The sequence below is a fragment of the Salicibibacter cibarius genome (assembly GCF_016495725.1).
Classification (GTDB): domain Bacteria; phylum Bacillota; class Bacilli; order Bacillales; family Marinococcaceae; genus Salicibibacter; species Salicibibacter cibarius.
Genome location: NZ_CP054705.1, coordinates 529036 through 545034 on the forward strand (window position 1 = coordinate 529036; position 15999 = coordinate 545034).

General features: G+C 46.6%; 16 protein-coding genes and 1 pseudogene. 12 read left to right on the forward strand and 5 right to left on the reverse strand.

Going from position 1 to position 15999, the window contains the following annotated elements:
• Window positions 1-191 precede the first annotated feature (191 nt).
• The gene (locus HUG15_RS02825; RefSeq protein ID WP_200126854.1) at window positions 192-752 is read right to left on the reverse strand and encodes a beta-class carbonic anhydrase; all 561 of its coding nucleotides are present in this window, start codon (window positions 750-752) and stop codon (window positions 192-194) included.
• Between the two features lie 97 nt (window positions 753-849).
• Between HUG15_RS02825 and HUG15_RS02830 the strand changes: the two genes are divergently transcribed.
• On the forward strand, window positions 850-1173 hold the full coding sequence (locus HUG15_RS02830; RefSeq protein WP_200126856.1) for a 2Fe-2S iron-sulfur cluster-binding protein: 324 nt from the start codon (window positions 850-852) through the stop codon (window positions 1171-1173).
• Window positions 1174-1206: 33 nt separating this feature from the next.
• On the opposite strand, the gene HUG15_RS02835 is transcribed toward HUG15_RS02830, so the two are convergent.
• Window positions 1207-1455 (reverse strand): NifU N-terminal domain-containing protein, encoded by a 249-nt coding sequence (locus HUG15_RS02835; protein ID WP_200126858.1) that lies wholly within the window; start codon window positions 1453-1455, stop codon window positions 1207-1209.
• Between the two features lie 311 nt (window positions 1456-1766).
• On the opposite strand from HUG15_RS02835, the pseudogene HUG15_RS02840 reads away from it, so the two are divergent.
• The 4 genes and pseudogenes from HUG15_RS02840 to HUG15_RS02855 all read left to right on the forward strand — a co-directional run bounded on the left by HUG15_RS02840 (window position 1767) and on the right by HUG15_RS02855 (window position 4572).
• Window positions 1767-1950 (forward strand): annotated as a pseudogene (locus HUG15_RS02840) (type II toxin-antitoxin system HicA family toxin).
• A gap of 35 nt (window positions 1951-1985) precedes the next feature.
• The gene (locus tag HUG15_RS02845) at window positions 1986-2402 is read left to right on the forward strand and encodes a type II toxin-antitoxin system HicB family antitoxin (RefSeq protein WP_200126860.1); all 417 of its coding nucleotides are present in this window, start codon (window positions 1986-1988) and stop codon (window positions 2400-2402) included.
• Between the two features lie 50 nt (window positions 2403-2452).
• The gene (locus HUG15_RS02850) at window positions 2453-3406 is read left to right on the forward strand and encodes a bile acid:sodium symporter family protein (RefSeq protein ID WP_200126862.1); all 954 of its coding nucleotides are present in this window, start codon (window positions 2453-2455) and stop codon (window positions 3404-3406) included.
• Window positions 3403-4572 carry a M20 metallopeptidase family protein gene (locus tag HUG15_RS02855; RefSeq protein ID WP_200126864.1) on the forward strand — a complete coding sequence of 390 codons (1170 nt, stop codon included), beginning with the start codon at window positions 3403-3405 and terminating at the stop codon, window positions 4570-4572. The genes HUG15_RS02850 and HUG15_RS02855 overlap by 4 nt, the downstream gene beginning before the upstream one ends.
• Before the next feature lie 247 nt (window positions 4573-4819).
• Here HUG15_RS02855 and HUG15_RS02860 read toward each other — a convergent pair whose 3' ends face one another.
• Window positions 4820-5326 (reverse strand): type II toxin-antitoxin system PemK/MazF family toxin, encoded by a 507-nt coding sequence (locus tag HUG15_RS02860; RefSeq protein ID WP_200126866.1) that lies wholly within the window; start codon window positions 5324-5326, stop codon window positions 4820-4822.
• A gap of 258 nt (window positions 5327-5584) precedes the next feature.
• Here HUG15_RS02860 and HUG15_RS02865 point away from each other — a divergent pair, with 258 nt between their 5' ends.
• Both HUG15_RS02865 and HUG15_RS02870 read left to right on the forward strand, forming a co-directional pair.
• Window positions 5585-6397 (forward strand): protein kinase domain-containing protein, encoded by an 813-nt coding sequence (locus HUG15_RS02865; RefSeq protein ID WP_200126868.1) that lies wholly within the window; start codon window positions 5585-5587, stop codon window positions 6395-6397.
• A 208-nt stretch (window positions 6398-6605) separates the two neighbouring features.
• Window positions 6606-8093 (forward strand): amidase, encoded by a 1488-nt coding sequence (locus tag HUG15_RS02870; RefSeq protein WP_200128814.1) that lies wholly within the window; start codon window positions 6606-6608, stop codon window positions 8091-8093.
• A 69-nt stretch (window positions 8094-8162) separates the two neighbouring features.
• On the opposite strand, the gene HUG15_RS02875 is transcribed toward HUG15_RS02870, so the two are convergent.
• Together HUG15_RS02875 and HUG15_RS02880 are read right to left on the reverse strand one after the other, a co-directional pair.
• On the reverse strand, window positions 8163-8753 hold the full coding sequence (locus tag HUG15_RS02875) for a Uma2 family endonuclease (protein WP_200126869.1): 591 nt from the start codon (window positions 8751-8753) through the stop codon (window positions 8163-8165).
• 134 nt (window positions 8754-8887) lie between these two features.
• The gene (locus HUG15_RS02880) at window positions 8888-10087 is read right to left on the reverse strand and encodes a M24 family metallopeptidase (RefSeq protein WP_200126870.1); all 1200 of its coding nucleotides are present in this window, start codon (window positions 10085-10087) and stop codon (window positions 8888-8890) included.
• A 372-nt stretch (window positions 10088-10459) separates the two neighbouring features.
• On the opposite strand from HUG15_RS02880, the gene HUG15_RS02885 reads away from it, so the two are divergent.
• The 5 genes from HUG15_RS02885 to HUG15_RS02905 all read left to right on the forward strand — a co-directional run bounded on the left by HUG15_RS02885 (window position 10460) and on the right by HUG15_RS02905 (window position 15992).
• Window positions 10460-10651, forward strand: coding sequence for a hypothetical protein (locus tag HUG15_RS02885; protein WP_200126871.1), 192 nt, complete (start codon window positions 10460-10462; stop codon window positions 10649-10651).
• Window positions 10652-10795: 144 nt separating this feature from the next.
• The gene (locus HUG15_RS02890) at window positions 10796-11638 is read left to right on the forward strand and encodes an ABC transporter ATP-binding protein (RefSeq protein WP_200126872.1); all 843 of its coding nucleotides are present in this window, start codon (window positions 10796-10798) and stop codon (window positions 11636-11638) included.
• The gene (locus HUG15_RS02895; RefSeq protein ID WP_200126873.1) at window positions 11571-12350 is read left to right on the forward strand and encodes an ABC transporter permease; all 780 of its coding nucleotides are present in this window, start codon (window positions 11571-11573) and stop codon (window positions 12348-12350) included. The genes HUG15_RS02890 and HUG15_RS02895 overlap by 68 nt, the downstream gene beginning before the upstream one ends.
• 17 nt (window positions 12351-12367) lie before the next feature.
• The gene (locus tag HUG15_RS02900; RefSeq protein WP_200126874.1) at window positions 12368-13360 is read left to right on the forward strand and encodes an ABC transporter substrate-binding protein; all 993 of its coding nucleotides are present in this window, start codon (window positions 12368-12370) and stop codon (window positions 13358-13360) included.
• 685 nt (window positions 13361-14045) lie between these two features.
• Window positions 14046-15992, forward strand: a complete 1947-nt coding sequence (locus HUG15_RS02905; RefSeq protein WP_200126876.1) for an aconitate hydratase — start codon at window positions 14046-14048, stop codon at window positions 15990-15992.
• Window positions 15993-15999: the final 7 nt, after the last annotated feature.

Below are 15999 nucleotides of genomic sequence, written 5' to 3' on the forward strand. Positions count from 1 at the left end.
GCGCATGCTGGCTGAAACGTCAGGGTGCGTCTTTTTAATGGCCGGAGCTGATACCGGGAAGCGGCACCTGAAACTTATCAGCCAAAAACGGCATTATATCAGCCGAATCGGAAGATTTATCAGCCAATTAAAAGGTTCCGCGTAAAAACACCGCCCGCTGAAACAATCCTGCGGGCGGTGCTGTTTTGCCTTCACGCATCATATCCGCGTGTCACGAGGGAGAGCTCTCCGGTTTCCGGATCAATAACCAGGCCATGAACCGCGATAGAGTCCGGCATGAGCGGATGTTCCCTTACAATACTCACACTGTTTTCGACTGCTTCTTCAACCGTTTCAAATCCTGCCAACCACTCCGCAACATCTATCCCATCATCTGTAACAGTTTGAATTTTCTCCTTTGAAATCCCTTTTGCTTCCATTTTCTCCATCACGAATGAAGGATCGAGTTGTTGCATCCCGCAATCTTTATGCCCGATGATGATCACTTCCTCCGCCTGTAAGACATGAACCGCGATAAGCAGGCTGCGAACACCACTGCCATAAGGGCTTGTAATCATCCCACCGGCATTTTTGATCATTTTTACATCTCCGTTTTTGATGTTCATGGCTGCATGCAATAATTCGATTAAGCGCGTATCCATACACGTCAATATGACAGATTTTTGGTTTGGCAGATTGCTCGTTTTATATCCCTCATATTGATTCGAACCGATAAATTGCCTGTTGTGCGCCAGAATATCGTCTAAGTACATGGTTGCTCCAACTCCTTTTCTGTTCTGTATTTTATCAAAAAATCCGAAGAATGTGTTAAGATTTACGTAGATCATACATAAAGGAGCGATGTAAAAGATGCCGACGGTTCATGTAGATGGAAAACACTCATTTGAAGTGGAAGAAGGAAAAAAACTCGTTCTTGCGCTGGAAGACAATGGCATTGATATTTTGCACCGTTGCGGTGGAAATGCAAAGTGTACGACGTGCAGGTGTGAGGTGCTGGAAGGGGAATTAGGTCCGAAAGGGGAAGCTGAGGCAGCGATCCTTAACGATAAGGGAATTACTGATCCGAAGATCCGACTATCTTGCCAAAACCGTGTTTATTCCGATCTTACGGTAAAACCGGTAAAAACAGCGACAACGACGGACTTGGACCCGGGAAAACGGCCGGAAGATTAGAAAAGAGAGCCATTTTGGCTCTCCCGTTTTTTACTAGTCTTCGAATGCTTTTTCAATTTCGGGCAACAAATCATCCCAGTTGGCATCTTCGGTTTTATTGACGGTAACGAAATCATTGATGCCGAAAATGTTGTCGACACCTTCAATCACGAGTAATTTTTTCGCGGTCGGGTGGTCCGTTTCTTCTCCTTTTTTCAAGGAAGTGCTTGATTCGAAAATTGTTTGGTCAGCAGTAAACTTCATCGCATTCGGGTTTGGTGTTGGTTCGGCTTGTACATTCATTAGGGCTTGTCCCTCCTTATTTTATCCTGAACCCATCATAACATTATTGTAAGGGAAAATTAAACGAAGCACACGCGGGGTGCTTGATACAACAAAAGAAGAACGGTACCATGCGATGAAAATAATAATATTTGAATGATCTCCACTGTGTGGTTAGAAGTGAACTCGCGTAAGAAAATAGGAAACCAAGAAATTTTATCATTTTTTGGATTGTTGACACGCGCCCCGATTATTTTTCGCCTAATTTCGTTGCAGCATCTTAACACGTATAGAAATACGTGTTAAATTAGGTTTAGAAGGGAAGAGTAAAGATCCATTCAAAAGATGTTATTAAACGAATTGAAAAGGACGGTTGGTATCTAATTAGGGCAAGAGGGAGTCACCATCAATTCAAACACCCCCTTCAAAACCGGAAAGGTCACTGTTCCTCACCCTAAGAAAGATCTCCCGAAGAAAACAGTAAAATCCATCCTTGAACAGGCGGGGTTAGAATAAACGTATGGTTCAAATTTAAAGGAGGTGGTGGTAGATTGAAAAAAAATCGTTATATTTATCCAGCCATTTTTCAATATGCGGACGATGGAATTTCCGTTTCTTTCCCTGATCTCCCCGGTTGTTTTTCTGCAGGCGTTGATGATGAAGAAGCATTGTCCATGTCCAAAGAAGCAATGGCGCTTCATCTATTTGGTATGGAAGAAGACAAAGATAAAATTCCTGAACCTACGCCAACCAAACAAATCAAAGTTGACGAGGGCCAATCGATTGTCCTCATCGAGGTTTTGATGCCTCCATTTCGTTATGAAATGTGGAATCAAGCTGTGAAAAAGACACTCACCATTCCGAAATGGATGGATGATGTTGCTAAAGATCACCAAGTGAATTATTCTCGTCTGCTCCAAAAGGCTCTCTCCGATCACTTAGGAATCAAAGAAAACCCCTATGATTAAGTTGGGATATTTCCCCTTTTATTTACACCATCACAAGGAGCGACACTGCATTGCACACACTTACAAACATTAGCCACTGGGCCGGCAAATACTTTGCCCCGCTCGTCATCTTAGCCGCGGTTTTTGCTTATTTTTTTTCGGAATTAGCCGTCTTGTCAAATGCGATAAATATTCTTCTCGGGATCGTCATGTTTGGCATGGGTTTAACGTTAAAGGCGACGGATTTCTCGATGATTTTCAAAAAACCTGCCCATGTCATTATTGGCGTTCTTTTGCAATTTACGGTAATGCCGCTGCTCGCGCTGTTCATTGTCTGGTTATTCGGTTTTCCGCCTGAAATTGCCATAGGGATTATTCTTTTGGGATCGGTACCCGGCGGGACAGCTTCTAACGTAATGGTTTATTTGGCGAAAGGAGATGTGCCTTTATCGGTAACGATGACGACGCTTTCCACGCTACTCGCGCCTATTGCCACGCCGTTTATCATGTATTTGGTTGCCAATAACTGGCTCCCGGTAGATCCGTTTGATCTTTTTCTTTCGATTACACAGATTGTCCTTATTCCGATTATTCTTGGCATTATCGTTAATTCCTTCTTTAGCAGAGGGGTCCAGAAGGTGACAACGGCGTTGCCGCTTGTTTCCGTGACGGCGATTATTCTGATCGTTATGGGAGTCGTGGCTGCAAATGCGGATAACATTATTGATGTGGGGCTCCCGATATTTGCCGCAGCTGTTCTTCATAATGGCGGCGGTTATTTGTTGGGCTATTGGATCGCGAAGTTATTAAACGTCGATCCCGCCCAATGCCGGGCGGTTTCCATCGAGGTTGGGATGCAGAATTCAGGTCTTGCTTCCGGTCTTGGAGCTGCCCATTTCAGCCCTTTGGCTGCTCTCCCCGGCGCGATTTTTAGCGTATGGCACAATATTTCGGGACCGATCCTCGCGAATTATTGGAGCCGAAAACATCACGGAAAAAACGATAAAAATGAGGGATACCGATGACCTTAGCAGATATTGAAAAACTAGAAGCATTGTTTTCCGATGTTGTGCAGTGGCGGCGCCACTTGCACACCTATCCGGAGCTTTCCTTTCATGAAGTTGAAACACCGGCGTTTATTGCCGAGAAGCTGGAAGCGTTAGAATTGGAAGTGAAACGAAACGTCGGCGGTCGCGGCGTTGTTGCTTACCTTCGCGGCGAAAAACCCGGTCCGACGATTGCCCTTCGCGCAGATTTTGACGCGCTGCCGATTGAAGAGGAAAACGATGTATCCTATAAATCCCAAAATCCCGGCGTGATGCATGCATGCGGCCACGATGGCCATACGGCGGCGTTGCTCGGCGTCGCAAGTGTTTTGGCGGAAAAAAAGACAGACATACACGGGACGATCGTTTTTCTTTTTCAGCATGCGGAAGAAAAGCCACCGGGTGGGGCGCAAGAGATGATTAAAGACGGCTGTCTTGAGGGGGTAGACGCTGTTTATGGCGCTCATGTCGCCTCCGATATCCCCCTCGGGCAAGTCAACGTCACGAGCGGTCCGATTATGGCGGCGGTAGATGCATTTACCATTCATGTTCAAGGCAAAGGCGGTCACGGCGCGCGTCCGCATCATACGAAAGATGCCGTGGTTGCGGGAACGCAGCTTGTTACTGAACTGCAACAAATCGTCGCCCGGCGCGTAGACCCAATGGATACAGCGGTCGTAACCGTTGGTGTTTTTCAAGCGGGAACCGCGTTTAACGTGATCGCGGATTCGGCGCATATTGAAGGCACGGTGCGAACATTCACTCAAAAAACACGCGAGCAAATCGAGGAGGAAATCCGTTCGATCGTAGGAGGCGTGGAAGCGTCGACGCATGTGATCTGCAACGTTGATTATTTGAACGGGTACCCGCCACTTGTAAATCATGCGCAGGAAACGGGCATACTTGGCGAGGTGGCAGAAGAAGCGTTGGGAGAGGGAGCGCCGATTTCCAGGTCGGCTCATCTCGGCGGGGAAGACTTCGCTTTTTATTTGGAAGAAAAGCCGGGCGCGTTTTTCCACGTCGGAGCACGGACGGACGACGAGAGCACTCATTATCCCCACCATCACCCCCGCTTTAATTTTGATGAAGAGGCATTGCTCAATATCGGGAAGCTGTTTTTGGGGATTGTGGAGAAGTATGTGTAAGGATGGTGGAGTGTTTTTGAAGACATGAAAAAAGGAGGCCAGTGGGCCTCCTGCGTCATTACTAACACAGCGTTTCAGCTGTGGATCGCGTAATGTATGTTTAGTATATGTGATTCCTTAAAAATCATGTAGATAGACGAAAAACAGCCTTTAGGCTGTTTTTCAGAATGAGTCATAATAAACGTAGTTTTTAAACTACGGACTAGTAATGTAAGAATATCATAGCAACTTTCCTGGCTTGTGTCAATCACTTTTTACGTTTGGGAGGGGGTGTCGCGTACAATCGTTTAATTTCTTTCAGAATCTGTTGCATGTCTTCATCCACAGCTTTTGCAAAGTCACCAGCCTTACGGAGCTGTCCGTCAATTCGATCTTTTGAAATCACTCGAAAGTGTTCGACTAACGCGGTATTGTTCAAACCTTTCAAATCTATATGATACCAAAGCCGATCTTCCAACCGTTGTGTTGTTAACGGAACCACTGCACAAATGGGTGATTTTTTCTCGGATCGAATGACTAATACAGGCCGATGCTTATCCTGCTCGTTGCCCACGTTGATTCCCCAATGCGCCCAATATATGTGACGATAAAGGATCGGAAAAAGGTGTTTTTTATATTGTTGTTGATACCGTAATTGGGCTTTTTGTAACATCCATTCTATGTAACTGACCGCTTCATCATTGTCTACCATGTGGAGTATGCTATACATCTGGTCTAACAACCTGTCTAATTGCTTTTTTGTCTCTTCATTCATTTCTCCCACCTCCTCCCGCTAATATTTTAACATAAAATCGTACTTATATTTCACTCGGATATGGTTGAGGAAACAAAAATAAAGGAAGATTAACAATCGAAAGAGGTTCCATATGATAAATCAAAATCACAGAAGACCTTTATGCTGGCATCCATAATTTATGGAAGTCAGCATATTATGTGTAGAGTGCAACGAAAGATGCATTATCAATTGTCTTCAGTATGATATAGTCGTAGAAAATGGCGGGGAGGGGCTAATGTGATTTGGCATGAAATGGACGATGTTGCGTTTGCATTGAAGGAAAAACATGATTTTCGCTGGCTAAAGAAGTTCGGAAACGTATTCACCGTGTTTAATGATCAAGCTTCCGGCAATCTTTGTTTTGGTGTTAAATCGACCGGTGTGAAACGGTTTATTAAATATGCCGGCGCTCAGCCATTAAGGTATTTCGGAAAAACGGACGATGCAGTTGAACAATTAAAAAAAGCGAAATTGAACTATGAATTTTTGAAGCACCCTTCCCTCGTCCGCCTCGTCCATCACGAAGAATTAAAAAACGGCTATGTTCTCCAATTTGACTGGGCAGATGGAAAGAATATGCGACATCTGAACATTGATCATTTAACTTTTCAAGAAAGACTGAACATATTGGATACGATCTACGCGTTCCACGCATTTGTCGAGAAAAAGAAGTTCGTATCGGTCGGTTTTCGCGATGAGAGCCTCATTTATGATAAGGACGCCGGGAAAGTGAAAATCTGTGATATTGGCCATTACGAAAGGGCACCGTTCACCAATGACTTGGAACGTCCGCCCGGCTCAAGGCGTTTCATGGCACCGGAGGAGTTCCAAATCGGCGAAATTCTTGATGAGCGAACGAATGTTTATAGAATGGGTGCAGCCGCTTTTTCATTTCTGGGCAAAGATCCAAGTTTAGCTGAAAGCCCTATCCATAAAGTCGCAAAAAGAGCCACCAGCAAACAAAAAGAGTACCGTTTCCAAACGGTAAAAGAATTCTACGAAGTCTGGAAAAAAGCCCTCGACGTTACGATTGACGTGTGGGGATTTTAATACGTACCTGCTTACTCGGGCTGTCATACGTGAAAATTTAACCGATGCTTGAGGTGCGCTTCCTCTTGACCAAGCACATCTGATCTTTTTCTTAAGCATCACATAGCAGCAATGATATTGAGTATACCGAAATAAGACCGAAAACATCGTTTGAATTCGAAAAAAGGAAACGCAAATGAATAGAATTCGTTTCAAAAGAGGTGCCGCTATGCTCACTGAAAATCAATACTTATCGTTGGACGCTACGGAAATGGCGAAAATGGTCAAAAATGGAGACATCACCCACGTTGAACTTGTCGATGCTAGTACGCAACGTAAAGAAAAAGTGAATCCCACGTTGAATGCCGTCATTTACGACCGAAATGAGCACGCGAGAAATCAACAACATTCGCCTGGCCCTTTTTCCGGTGTGCCCCTTCTTTTGAAAAATATCTCTCAAACGATAAAAGGGGAGCCAATGACGGCAGGGGCGAAGTTGATGAAGGGTAATATCGCGAAACAGGATAGCTACCTCGTCCAAAAGTTGCGTGAGCAAGGATTTGTTTTTACAGGTTATACGAATACGCCGGAGTTCGGTTTGAAGAATATTACGGAGCCGGAGCTCTTCGGCCCTACGAGGAATCCTTGGAATGTAAATCATTCCCCGGGTGGATCAAGCGGTGGATCTGCGGCTGCTGTTGCTTCTGGGATTGTGCCGATGGTAGGCGCGAGTGACGGCGGTGGATCCATTCGAATACCCGCTTCTTTTACGGGGCTATTCGGATTAAAACCAACAAGAGGACGCATGCCTGTCGGGCCGGGGATCGGTCGGCAATGGCAAGGCGCGGCCACCGATTTCGTGCTTTCAAGGACAGTTAGGGACAGCGCCGTGCTCCTTGATGGCCTGCAAGTTCTGCAGCCGGAAGCTGCTTTTCATTGGCCTCGATATGAAGGGGTTTATGCAGACGATATGTCCAAACCTTTTTCGAAGCCGCTGCGGATAGCTTTTTCAAATCGTTCGCCTGTGGGAACCGAAGTTTCTGAAGATGCGAAGGAAGCGCTCCAAAAAGTGTTAACGTTTCTGGAAACGGAAGGGCATGAGGTTGAAGAGGTCGATAACGGGATCGACGGCGTGGCGCTAATGGAACAGTACTACCTCATGAACAGTGGTGAAATGTCCGCGTTGAGGGTGAATATCGAGGAATCACTCGGGCGCTCGCTTACACCTGATGATATAGAAATCGAAACGTGGGTGCTCAGTGAAGCGGGACAAACCGTGAGCGCGGCAACGTTCACGCGCAGCTTGGCAGCATGGGATACTGCCGCGGCGAAAATGGCCGAAATTCATGATGCGTATGATCTTTATTTAACACCGGCAACCGCGTATACCGCACCGAGTGTCGGTGAACTCACGCATTCTCAAGCTGAACGCCAGACACTTATCCGGGCCATCGAACGTGAAAAACACGACCCGCTTCCGGTTTTGTATGATATGTTTTTGCCGAGTCTCACGTATTCCCCTTTTTCCCAGTTGGCGAATTTAACCGGACAACCAGCGGCGTCCATGCCCGTTCACATCGCCGAAAACGGATTGCCCATCGGCGTGCAGGCGATGGCGTCGAAAGGAAATGAGGATCTTCTTTTGCGACTCGCCCATCAGTTGGAACAATCAGATCTTTGGGAAGTCGTGTGTGTTTCGGGGAGTGACCGTAATTAAGTTAGGGGAATGGAAAAATTTTCAGAGGTGTTCGTTCACAAGGTTCACTCGGTAATGCGATAATTCGCCTTAACCCGGCAAATCACCCGCTGCATCTAAAATTTGCTCCATGGCAAAAGAAACGCATGGAATACGCTCGGAATGGACATTATCTTTTTTTTCGAAGATATTTTCAAGTTTATAATGCTGTTCGGTCAGAACATATTGTTCCAATGTTTCGTTGGCAGGATCGACAATCCAATACTCGGGGATTTGGTAGTTTTCATATGTGTAAAGTTTATCTTGCTTGTCTCTTTTGATGGAATGCGGGGATAAGATTTCAGCCACCAAATCAGGCGTGCCCTCAATGCCTCGCTGTGTGATGATTTCCTTATTGTTACGGTGGATCATAATAAGGTCAGGCTGACGAACTTCCGTGTTTGCTAAAATAAGGTCGATGGGCGAGACAACTGAGATGTATTCATTTTCACAACTTCCCATTAGGGTGGATAGCAGCCTGGAGCAAATCACTTGATGCTTGGGCGTGGGAGCGGGTGACATCAATTCTAACGCGCCGGCGGCTAATTCGTAACGACGACCGTCATCGGGAAGTTGTGCATAATCATCATAAGTCGCGGGTTGTTCTTGGATGGTCGATTTTTTATCTTGCGATCTTTTCATTTATTTCACCTCCATCCATAGTATATCATAGGATTTTCGCCCGGGTTGTGGTGTGGGAATTGATAGGATGGGATGCACGTCGGACACTTTTTCTTCGTATGCCTGAAAGTGTCCGAACGAGTTTGATCTTTTGATTATTTCACAAACAATCTCCGCTCGAACTCCGTCAATGTTTCGCACTTGTTCTCCGTCACCCGCAACGTTTCACTCACCTCAATGCCTAGATCACCGATCCATAGTCTCGGGATCATGTGAAAGGTCATGTTTGGCTTTAGCACTGTCCGGTCCCCTCGGCGAAGGTTCGCGGTATGGCTTCCCCAATCGGGCGGGTAGTTGGAGCCGACGGAATACCCAAGGAAGGTATCTTTTAAAACGCCGTGTTTTTCTGCTGACCGCCGCCAGGCCGCTTCAACTTCTTCACATGTTGCCCCAGGTTTGATCGTGCCAAGCGCAACGTGTAATCCTTCTACACAGCGTTTTCCGGCTTCTTTTATTTTCTCCGGCGTTTCACCAATGGCGATGGTTCGCGACAGCGGTGCGTGATACCTGGAAAAACAGCCTGCTAGCTTTATAATAGCAAAATCATTTGCCTGAAATTTTCGGTCGCTCCACGTGACATGCAGCGCGCTCGTATCATCTCCCGATGGAATTAACGGCGCCACCGCCGGATAATCGCCGCCAAACTTATCCGTCCCGGCGATCAGTTCATGGTATACGTCGGCAACGACTTCGTTTTCCCGCACGCCAGCGTCTATCTGTTCAATGCCAACGCTCATCGCATTTTCCGCCAAAGTTGCCGCCTTTCTCATATACTCAATTTCTTGATCGGATTTCACGAGGCGAACCCAATTCACAAGCGCATTTGCGTTCTTGAGGGTTGCGTTAGGCAACGCGCGTTTCAATGCTTCATAGGTTGTAGCCGTGAAATAATACATATCCATTTCCACGCCGATCGTCCGGTTGGATTTCCCCATGAGATGAACGAGCTTTGCGAAAAAATCCATCGGATGTTTTTGATCGGAATGATAATACGCTTCGGGGCAAGGAATAATGTTTTTTTCATTCAACCAAGCCGTTATATGCGCGCCATTCACATCTTGATCTCGCCCGATCCACATCGGCTCCTCTTCATCAACGCTCACCACTACGATTTGACCGACATAAAACGTCCAGGCATCATAGCCGGTGAGATAATTCATATTAGCCGGATCGGTAATGAGCAAGACATCCATCCCTTTTTCCTGCATCTTTTTCTTCGTATGATAAAGCCTTTCCCTGTACTCGGACAGATGGAATCGGAATGTTCTTTTGCCCCCGCTATCGGTAATAAGCATCCACTCCTCTATGTGACTGTATAAAACAGCTATATGATGGGATTACCGTCTTATACCGAAAAAAATAAACCAGTATCGCGCAAATGCACGTTTCAGGATTGCCGCACAAACTTGATCAATCGAATGACACCGGCTACGTTCACGACAATGCTTGCGGCTAAAATCATAAGCCATGGCAACAAACCCATGTTGGGGAACCAGAGTAAAAAGAAGAGTAAAACGAAGCCAGAAAACATTAAGAGTATACCGTTTCGAAGTAAGGGATCGATCGAGCATCAGTCCTTCGTGTTTTTACCAAGATTATACCAAATGTTTGCAAATCCATCGATCAACATTATAATTGTGGCAGGACGTTTCGCAAGGAGGGTACGTATGGCAGAGGAGCAAAAGAATAAATTGTTCTCCTGGGTCGACATCGTCGTGATCGTGTTGTTCATCTTTTTGATCATTACGATGGATTTTGACAATATGACGATGATGAATTGGTTCGCGATTATTATCTTCGGGGTTTATATTCTTCTTTTCATCGTAAAGTTTTTTCTGGATAGGAATACAAATGAATAGCTGACAAATGAGCATGGCGGCAACTTTAATGCCCATGCTCTTTTTTTTGCTGAAAAAGTAACGCTTGACGTTTTTTTCGCATTTAATATATAATCCTTATAAGAATGCTTGTGATTATGATTGGTGAAGGAGGAAAGATTGCCGATGAAGGTGCATTTGGAGCAAGTAAATAAAACGTTTCCCAAAGGTAAAAAAGAATCGCTCCACGTCCTCCATGATATAGATCTCAAGATTGAAGCAGGGGAGTTCGTTTCTTTATTGGGTCCTTCGGGGTGTGGAAAATCCACGATCCTAAACTTAATTGCTGGTTTGGACAGTCCCACTTCAGGAGAGGTGTTGGTTAACGACAAAAACGTAAAAGGACCGGGGACGGACCGGGTCGTCGTCTTTCAACAAGGCGGGTTGTTTCCATGGATGAACGTGCTGGATAACGTTACATATGGCTTGCTTTTGAAGAAAATGAGCAAAAAAGAAGCGGAAGAGAAGGCAATGGAAGGGTTGCGGATGGTCCATCTCGGCAATTTCACGAAAGCTTTTCCCCATGAGCTCTCAGGCGGAATGAAGCAACGGGTAGCGATTGCGCGTTCTCTCGTCATGGATCCTGACGTGCTTTTAATGGATGAACCTTTTGCCGCGCTTGATGAACAAACACGTATTATTTTGCATCAAGAGCTTCAGGAAATTTGGCAAAAGACCGGAAAAACGATTCTTTTTATTACCCATAATATTCGTGAAGCGTTGACGCTCTCGGAACGTGTATTATTAATGAGCACGCGTCCGGGCGCAATTAAAAAATCATTTACGGTGCAGGCGGCGCGGCCGAGGGATCCTTCCGACAGCGTGCTCGTAAACTTGGAAAAACGGATTATGAGCGAATTGGAAGAAGAGATGGAGAAAGTGTTGAAGGAGGAGTTTGGGGATGATTACCGCCTTAAGACGAGTGCTGTTCGTGATCGTGATCGTGACCATATGGGAGATTATATCTAAAACCAATCTGTTCCCGACATTCATGTTTCCTCCTTTGTTGATTCCGAATGATCCGGGCGGGATTACTGTATTGGGAACACTCGTGGATGGCCTAATCACGGGTCAAATTCTGGAAGCGACCGGGGTGACGCTTGGGCGTTTATTAATCGGTTTTTCCATTGCGATCGTGCTCGGCCTTACGTTTGGATTTTTGATTGCCCGTTTTAAATGGGTCGATGACACGCTTGGTTTTTTTGTCACTGCCTTGCAGTCGATTCCGAGTATTGTCTGGTTTCCGCTCGCGATCGTCTGGTTTGGGCTCGGGAATGTGGCGATTTTATTTATTGTCGCCATTGGTGCGACATGGACGATGACGGTGAATTCCAGCGCCGGATTTAAAAATGTCCCTAGCATTTACTTGAATGCTGCCCGCACGTTGGGCTCATCGGGGACGCATTTGGCACGGACGGTGATTTTGCCCGCTTCGGTGCCGCACATCATTTCCGGCCTTCGTGTTGCTTGGGCGTTTGCGTGGCGAGCGATTATGGCCGGTGAATTATTAGGCGCCGCTGGTGGCCTTGGCTATCTTTTGGATATGGGCCGTTCGTTGCAATCGATGGATCTCGTGCTGTCGATTATGATCGTGATCGGGATCATCGGGACGATTATGGATAATCAAGTATTCTTAAGAATGGAGCGCTCCGTCGCTAGAAAATGGGGACTTGGAGCTTAATGGAGAGGATGAATGACATGAAAAAAATAATGGCCGGCGCAGGTGCTTTTCTTTTATTGGGAGTTGCCGGGTGCGGCGGTTCAGAAGAGAATGCGGAGGAAGTTCACATAGGCTATTTCCCGAACTTCACGCATATTACAACGGTCGTGGCTTTGGAAAATGGTTATTTTGAAGAAGAATTCGGAGACGATATCAATATTGAAACATCGACCTTTCCGGACGGCAGTGCGTTTATGGAAGCCATGTCCACAGAGGATTTTGATATTGGGACAGTTGGTCCGTCACCGGCAACGACGACGTATCAGCGGAATCCGGAACATGAAATCATTGCCGGTGCTGTGAATGGAGGCGCCGTCCTCGCCACACGGGAAGGTGCGGAAATCGAGAATGTCGAAGACCTTGATGGTATGAGTGTCGCCATTCCGACCATCGGCTCCACACAAGACATCATGTTGCGTGAAGCATTAAGTGAAGCAGGATTGGAGGTTGAGGATGCCGGGGGGACGGTAAGTATGGTGCCGCAAGCGCCGGCGGATACATCAACGCTTTTCCTGCAGGATGATGTGGATGCTGCTGCCACTCAGGAACCGTGGGGCGTGTACTTGGAAAATCAAGCAGATGCCGATATCCTCCTCGATGAAGAAGAATTCGCCTGGGGAACCGAATCAACAACAACTGTCGTAACGGCTCGCAATGCATTTACGGAAGGGAACCCGGATTTAACCGAAGATTATCTAAGTGCCCATATCCGAGCCGTCGATTTTATTGAAGAAAATCAAGAAGAAGCCGTTGAAATATTCATTGACCATATTGAAGAGATTACCGGAAATGAACTCGATCATGAAGAAACATTGGAAGCGAGCGACCGGTTAAATCCTACGTATGAAATTAATGAAGACGTCCTCCAAGATATGGCTACCATCAGCTATGAAGCCGAATACATGCAATCGGACGATATTGACGGATTGGTGAATACAGAGTTTTTAGATGCAGCGTTGGAAGAGGAATAAGGATGGACCCCTTTGGCTTAGTGAGCCGGGGGGTTTGTTTTTTCGGGAAATGACAGAATATGACCCGAAAGTGACAGATTCCATCGCGAAAGTGCCAGATTATCACGTAAAAATGACAGATTAATCGAGGGGGTATGGTTGGGAGAATGTAATGTTTGCTCGATCTCCTCTCGTTAATTTGCCATCAGAAAGATGTTATTGTATACTGAGTTTAGAAAAGGCATATATTTAAAAAGACCTCGGTGTGGTTGCACCGATGGTCTTCCAATAGAACAACTCCTACCAAGGGGTTCGTTCACCTATTGTTTAGATGAGAGTAGCCACCCTTTAGGATTAGGCCCCAGGGGATGGTTACTTCTTTTTTTGATCGTCACGTTTCATCATTTAAGACCACTAACGTGGCTACGGCCACACAAAGCATGGCCGTTTCAAATGTGATCACCATGACTGTTCACCTCCCTTCTCCCTGAGAAACAGGGCGCCAATGGCACGAAGGTTGACAAGGTGAACATCCACCCCTGGTCAGTTGTTTATTGTTTTTCTAGTATAGCATACTTTGAAGGACTGCCTCCGCTTTTCGTTTTCCCCAATCATTTTCCCGAAAAAAGCATGAAATATGATTGAAATAAGCACTATAAGGGAAAGGGAAAATTATGAGATGACATAGCCCTGAGGAGGTTTTTTCATGGGAATGAATGTTACACAGAAATTGATCAGCGATCACCTTGTTTCCGGAGACATGAAGCAAGGCGAAGAGATTGGCATGAAAATTGATCAGACATTAACTCAAGATGCAACCGGAACGCTTGTCATGCTAGAGCTTGAGGCGATGGGCATCGATCAAGTGAAAACGGAAGTTTCCGCGCAGTACGTCGACCACAATTTAATCCAGGAAGACCATAAAAACCCCGATGACCATTTGTTTTTGCAAAGCGCGACGCAACGATTCGGCATCCATTTTAGCAAAGCCGGCAATGGGGTAAGCCATCCGGTCCATATGCAACGACTCGGCAAGCCGGGGAAAACGCTCTTAGGTTCGGATAGCCATACGTGTGCGGCCGGTTCGCTCGGGATGCTTGCCATCGGTGCCGGCGGAATGGAAGTTGCTATGGCAGCAGCCGGAAAACCGTTCTATGTAAAAATGCCGCAAGTGTGGGGCGTGAAGCTGACCGGTGATTTGCCGGATTGGGTGAGCGCAAAAGATGTGATTCTGGAATTGTTGCGTCGTCACGATGTCAAAGGCGGCAGCGGCAAAATCATTGAATATTACGGTCCCGGCGTGAAAAAGCTTTCGGCGATGGATCGTCACGTGATTGCCAACATGGGAGCGGAACTCGGGGCAACGACTTCTGTTTTTCCGTCGGATGAAAACGTGAAAGACTTTTTGACCGCCGAAAAACGCGGAGATGACTGGACTCCGTTGGAAGCAGACGCGGATGCCACATATGACATTGATGAGGAGATCAACATGTCCGAATTGGAGCCGCTGATTGCTAAGCCTTCCAGTCCCGGCAACGTCGTTCCTGTTCGTGAAGTCGCGGGTGAACCTGTCTATCAAACGTATATCGGTTCCTCAGCCAATCCGGGTTACCGCGATTTCGCGATTGTGGCGCAGATTGTAAAAGGTCGTACAATCGCCGAAGGCGTCTCCCTCGATGTGAACCCATCATCGCGGCAGACGTTGTCGGATCTTATCAAAACAGAAAATCTATTTCATTTGATTGACGCCGGCGGTCGTTTGCACCAGGCCGGTTGCAACGGGTGTATCGGCATGGGGCAAGCGCCTGCATCCGGAAGAAACAGTTTGCGTACGGTGCCGCGGAATTTCCCCGGTCGTTCGGGAACGAGAGAAGACAGTGTGTTTTTATGCAGCCCCGAAGTAGCGGCAGCAGCTGCTTTAACCGGCAAAATCACCGATCCGCGCGATCTTGATATGGATTATCCGACGGTCGATATACCGGAGCCGACCATCAACAATGACTTGCTTGATGAACCACTTCCGCTCGAACAAGCGCGGCAAGTCAAGATTGAAAAAGGACCGAACATCGCGTCGATTCCGGATTTTGATAGTCTCCCGGATGAACTGGAAATCTCGGTCGGCCTTAAAGTCGGTGACAATATTTCTACAGACGAAATACTTGCCGGCGGCGGACGAGTGCTCCCTTATCGAAGCAACCTTCCTGAAATTAGCAAGTTCACCTTCGAAAAAGTCGATGAAACTTATTATGACCGGGCAATGGAACTAAAAGAACAAGGCGGTCACGCGATCATTGGAGGCAGCAACTACGGGCAAGGGTCCAGCCGTGAACACGCTGCACTTGCACCACGGTTTTTAGGGCTTCGTGTCGTCATCGCGAAGGATATCGCCCGTATCCATTGGCAAAACCTTCCTAACTTCGGCGTGTTGCCGCTCACATTTGCCAATGAAACTGACCACGATAAAATCAAGCAAGGCGATGTACTCAAACTGACGAATGTACGAGAATCCATCCAGCAATCGAACAAGATCAACGTTGAAGTCAACGGGAAAGAAACAATCGAAACCAAACACGCTCTCTCCGAACGCCAAATCGAAATCATGCTCGAAGGCGGCTTGATCAATTGGGTGAAAAAGGGTGAAGTGCCGAGTTAAATTACGA

Excerpts from the sequence above, each read along its gene's own strand:
- HUG15_RS02825 (WP_200126854.1), bottom strand. The coding sequence starts at position 752 with ATGTACTTAGACGATATTCTGGCGCACAACAGGCAATTTATCGGTTCG.
- HUG15_RS02870 (WP_200128814.1), top strand. The coding sequence starts at position 6,606 with ATGCTCACTGAAAATCAATACTTATCGTTGGACGCTACGGAAATGGCG.
- HUG15_RS02860 (WP_200126866.1), bottom strand. The coding sequence starts at position 5,326 with ATGAATGAAGAGACAAAAAAGCAATTAGACAGGTTGTTAGACCAGATG.
- HUG15_RS02880 (WP_200126870.1), bottom strand. The coding sequence starts at position 10,087 with ATGCTTATTACCGATAGCGGGGGCAAAAGAACATTCCGATTCCATCTG.
- HUG15_RS02885 (WP_200126871.1), top strand. The coding sequence starts at position 10,460 with ATGGCAGAGGAGCAAAAGAATAAATTGTTCTCCTGGGTCGACATCGTC.
- HUG15_RS02890 (WP_200126872.1), top strand. The coding sequence starts at position 10,796 with ATGAAGGTGCATTTGGAGCAAGTAAATAAAACGTTTCCCAAAGGTAAA.
- HUG15_RS02855 (WP_200126864.1), top strand. The coding sequence starts at position 3,403 with ATGACCTTAGCAGATATTGAAAAACTAGAAGCATTGTTTTCCGATGTT.
- HUG15_RS02835 (WP_200126858.1), bottom strand. The coding sequence starts at position 1,455 with ATGAATGTACAAGCCGAACCAACACCAAACCCGAATGCGATGAAGTTT.
- HUG15_RS02875 (WP_200126869.1), bottom strand. The coding sequence starts at position 8,753 with ATGAAAAGATCGCAAGATAAAAAATCGACCATCCAAGAACAACCCGCG.
- HUG15_RS02830 (WP_200126856.1), top strand. The coding sequence starts at position 850 with ATGCCGACGGTTCATGTAGATGGAAAACACTCATTTGAAGTGGAAGAA.
- HUG15_RS02905 (WP_200126876.1), top strand. The coding sequence starts at position 14,046 with ATGGGAATGAATGTTACACAGAAATTGATCAGCGATCACCTTGTTTCC.
- HUG15_RS02895 (WP_200126873.1), top strand. The coding sequence starts at position 11,571 with ATGATTACCGCCTTAAGACGAGTGCTGTTCGTGATCGTGATCGTGACC.
- HUG15_RS02900 (WP_200126874.1), top strand. The coding sequence starts at position 12,368 with ATGAAAAAAATAATGGCCGGCGCAGGTGCTTTTCTTTTATTGGGAGTT.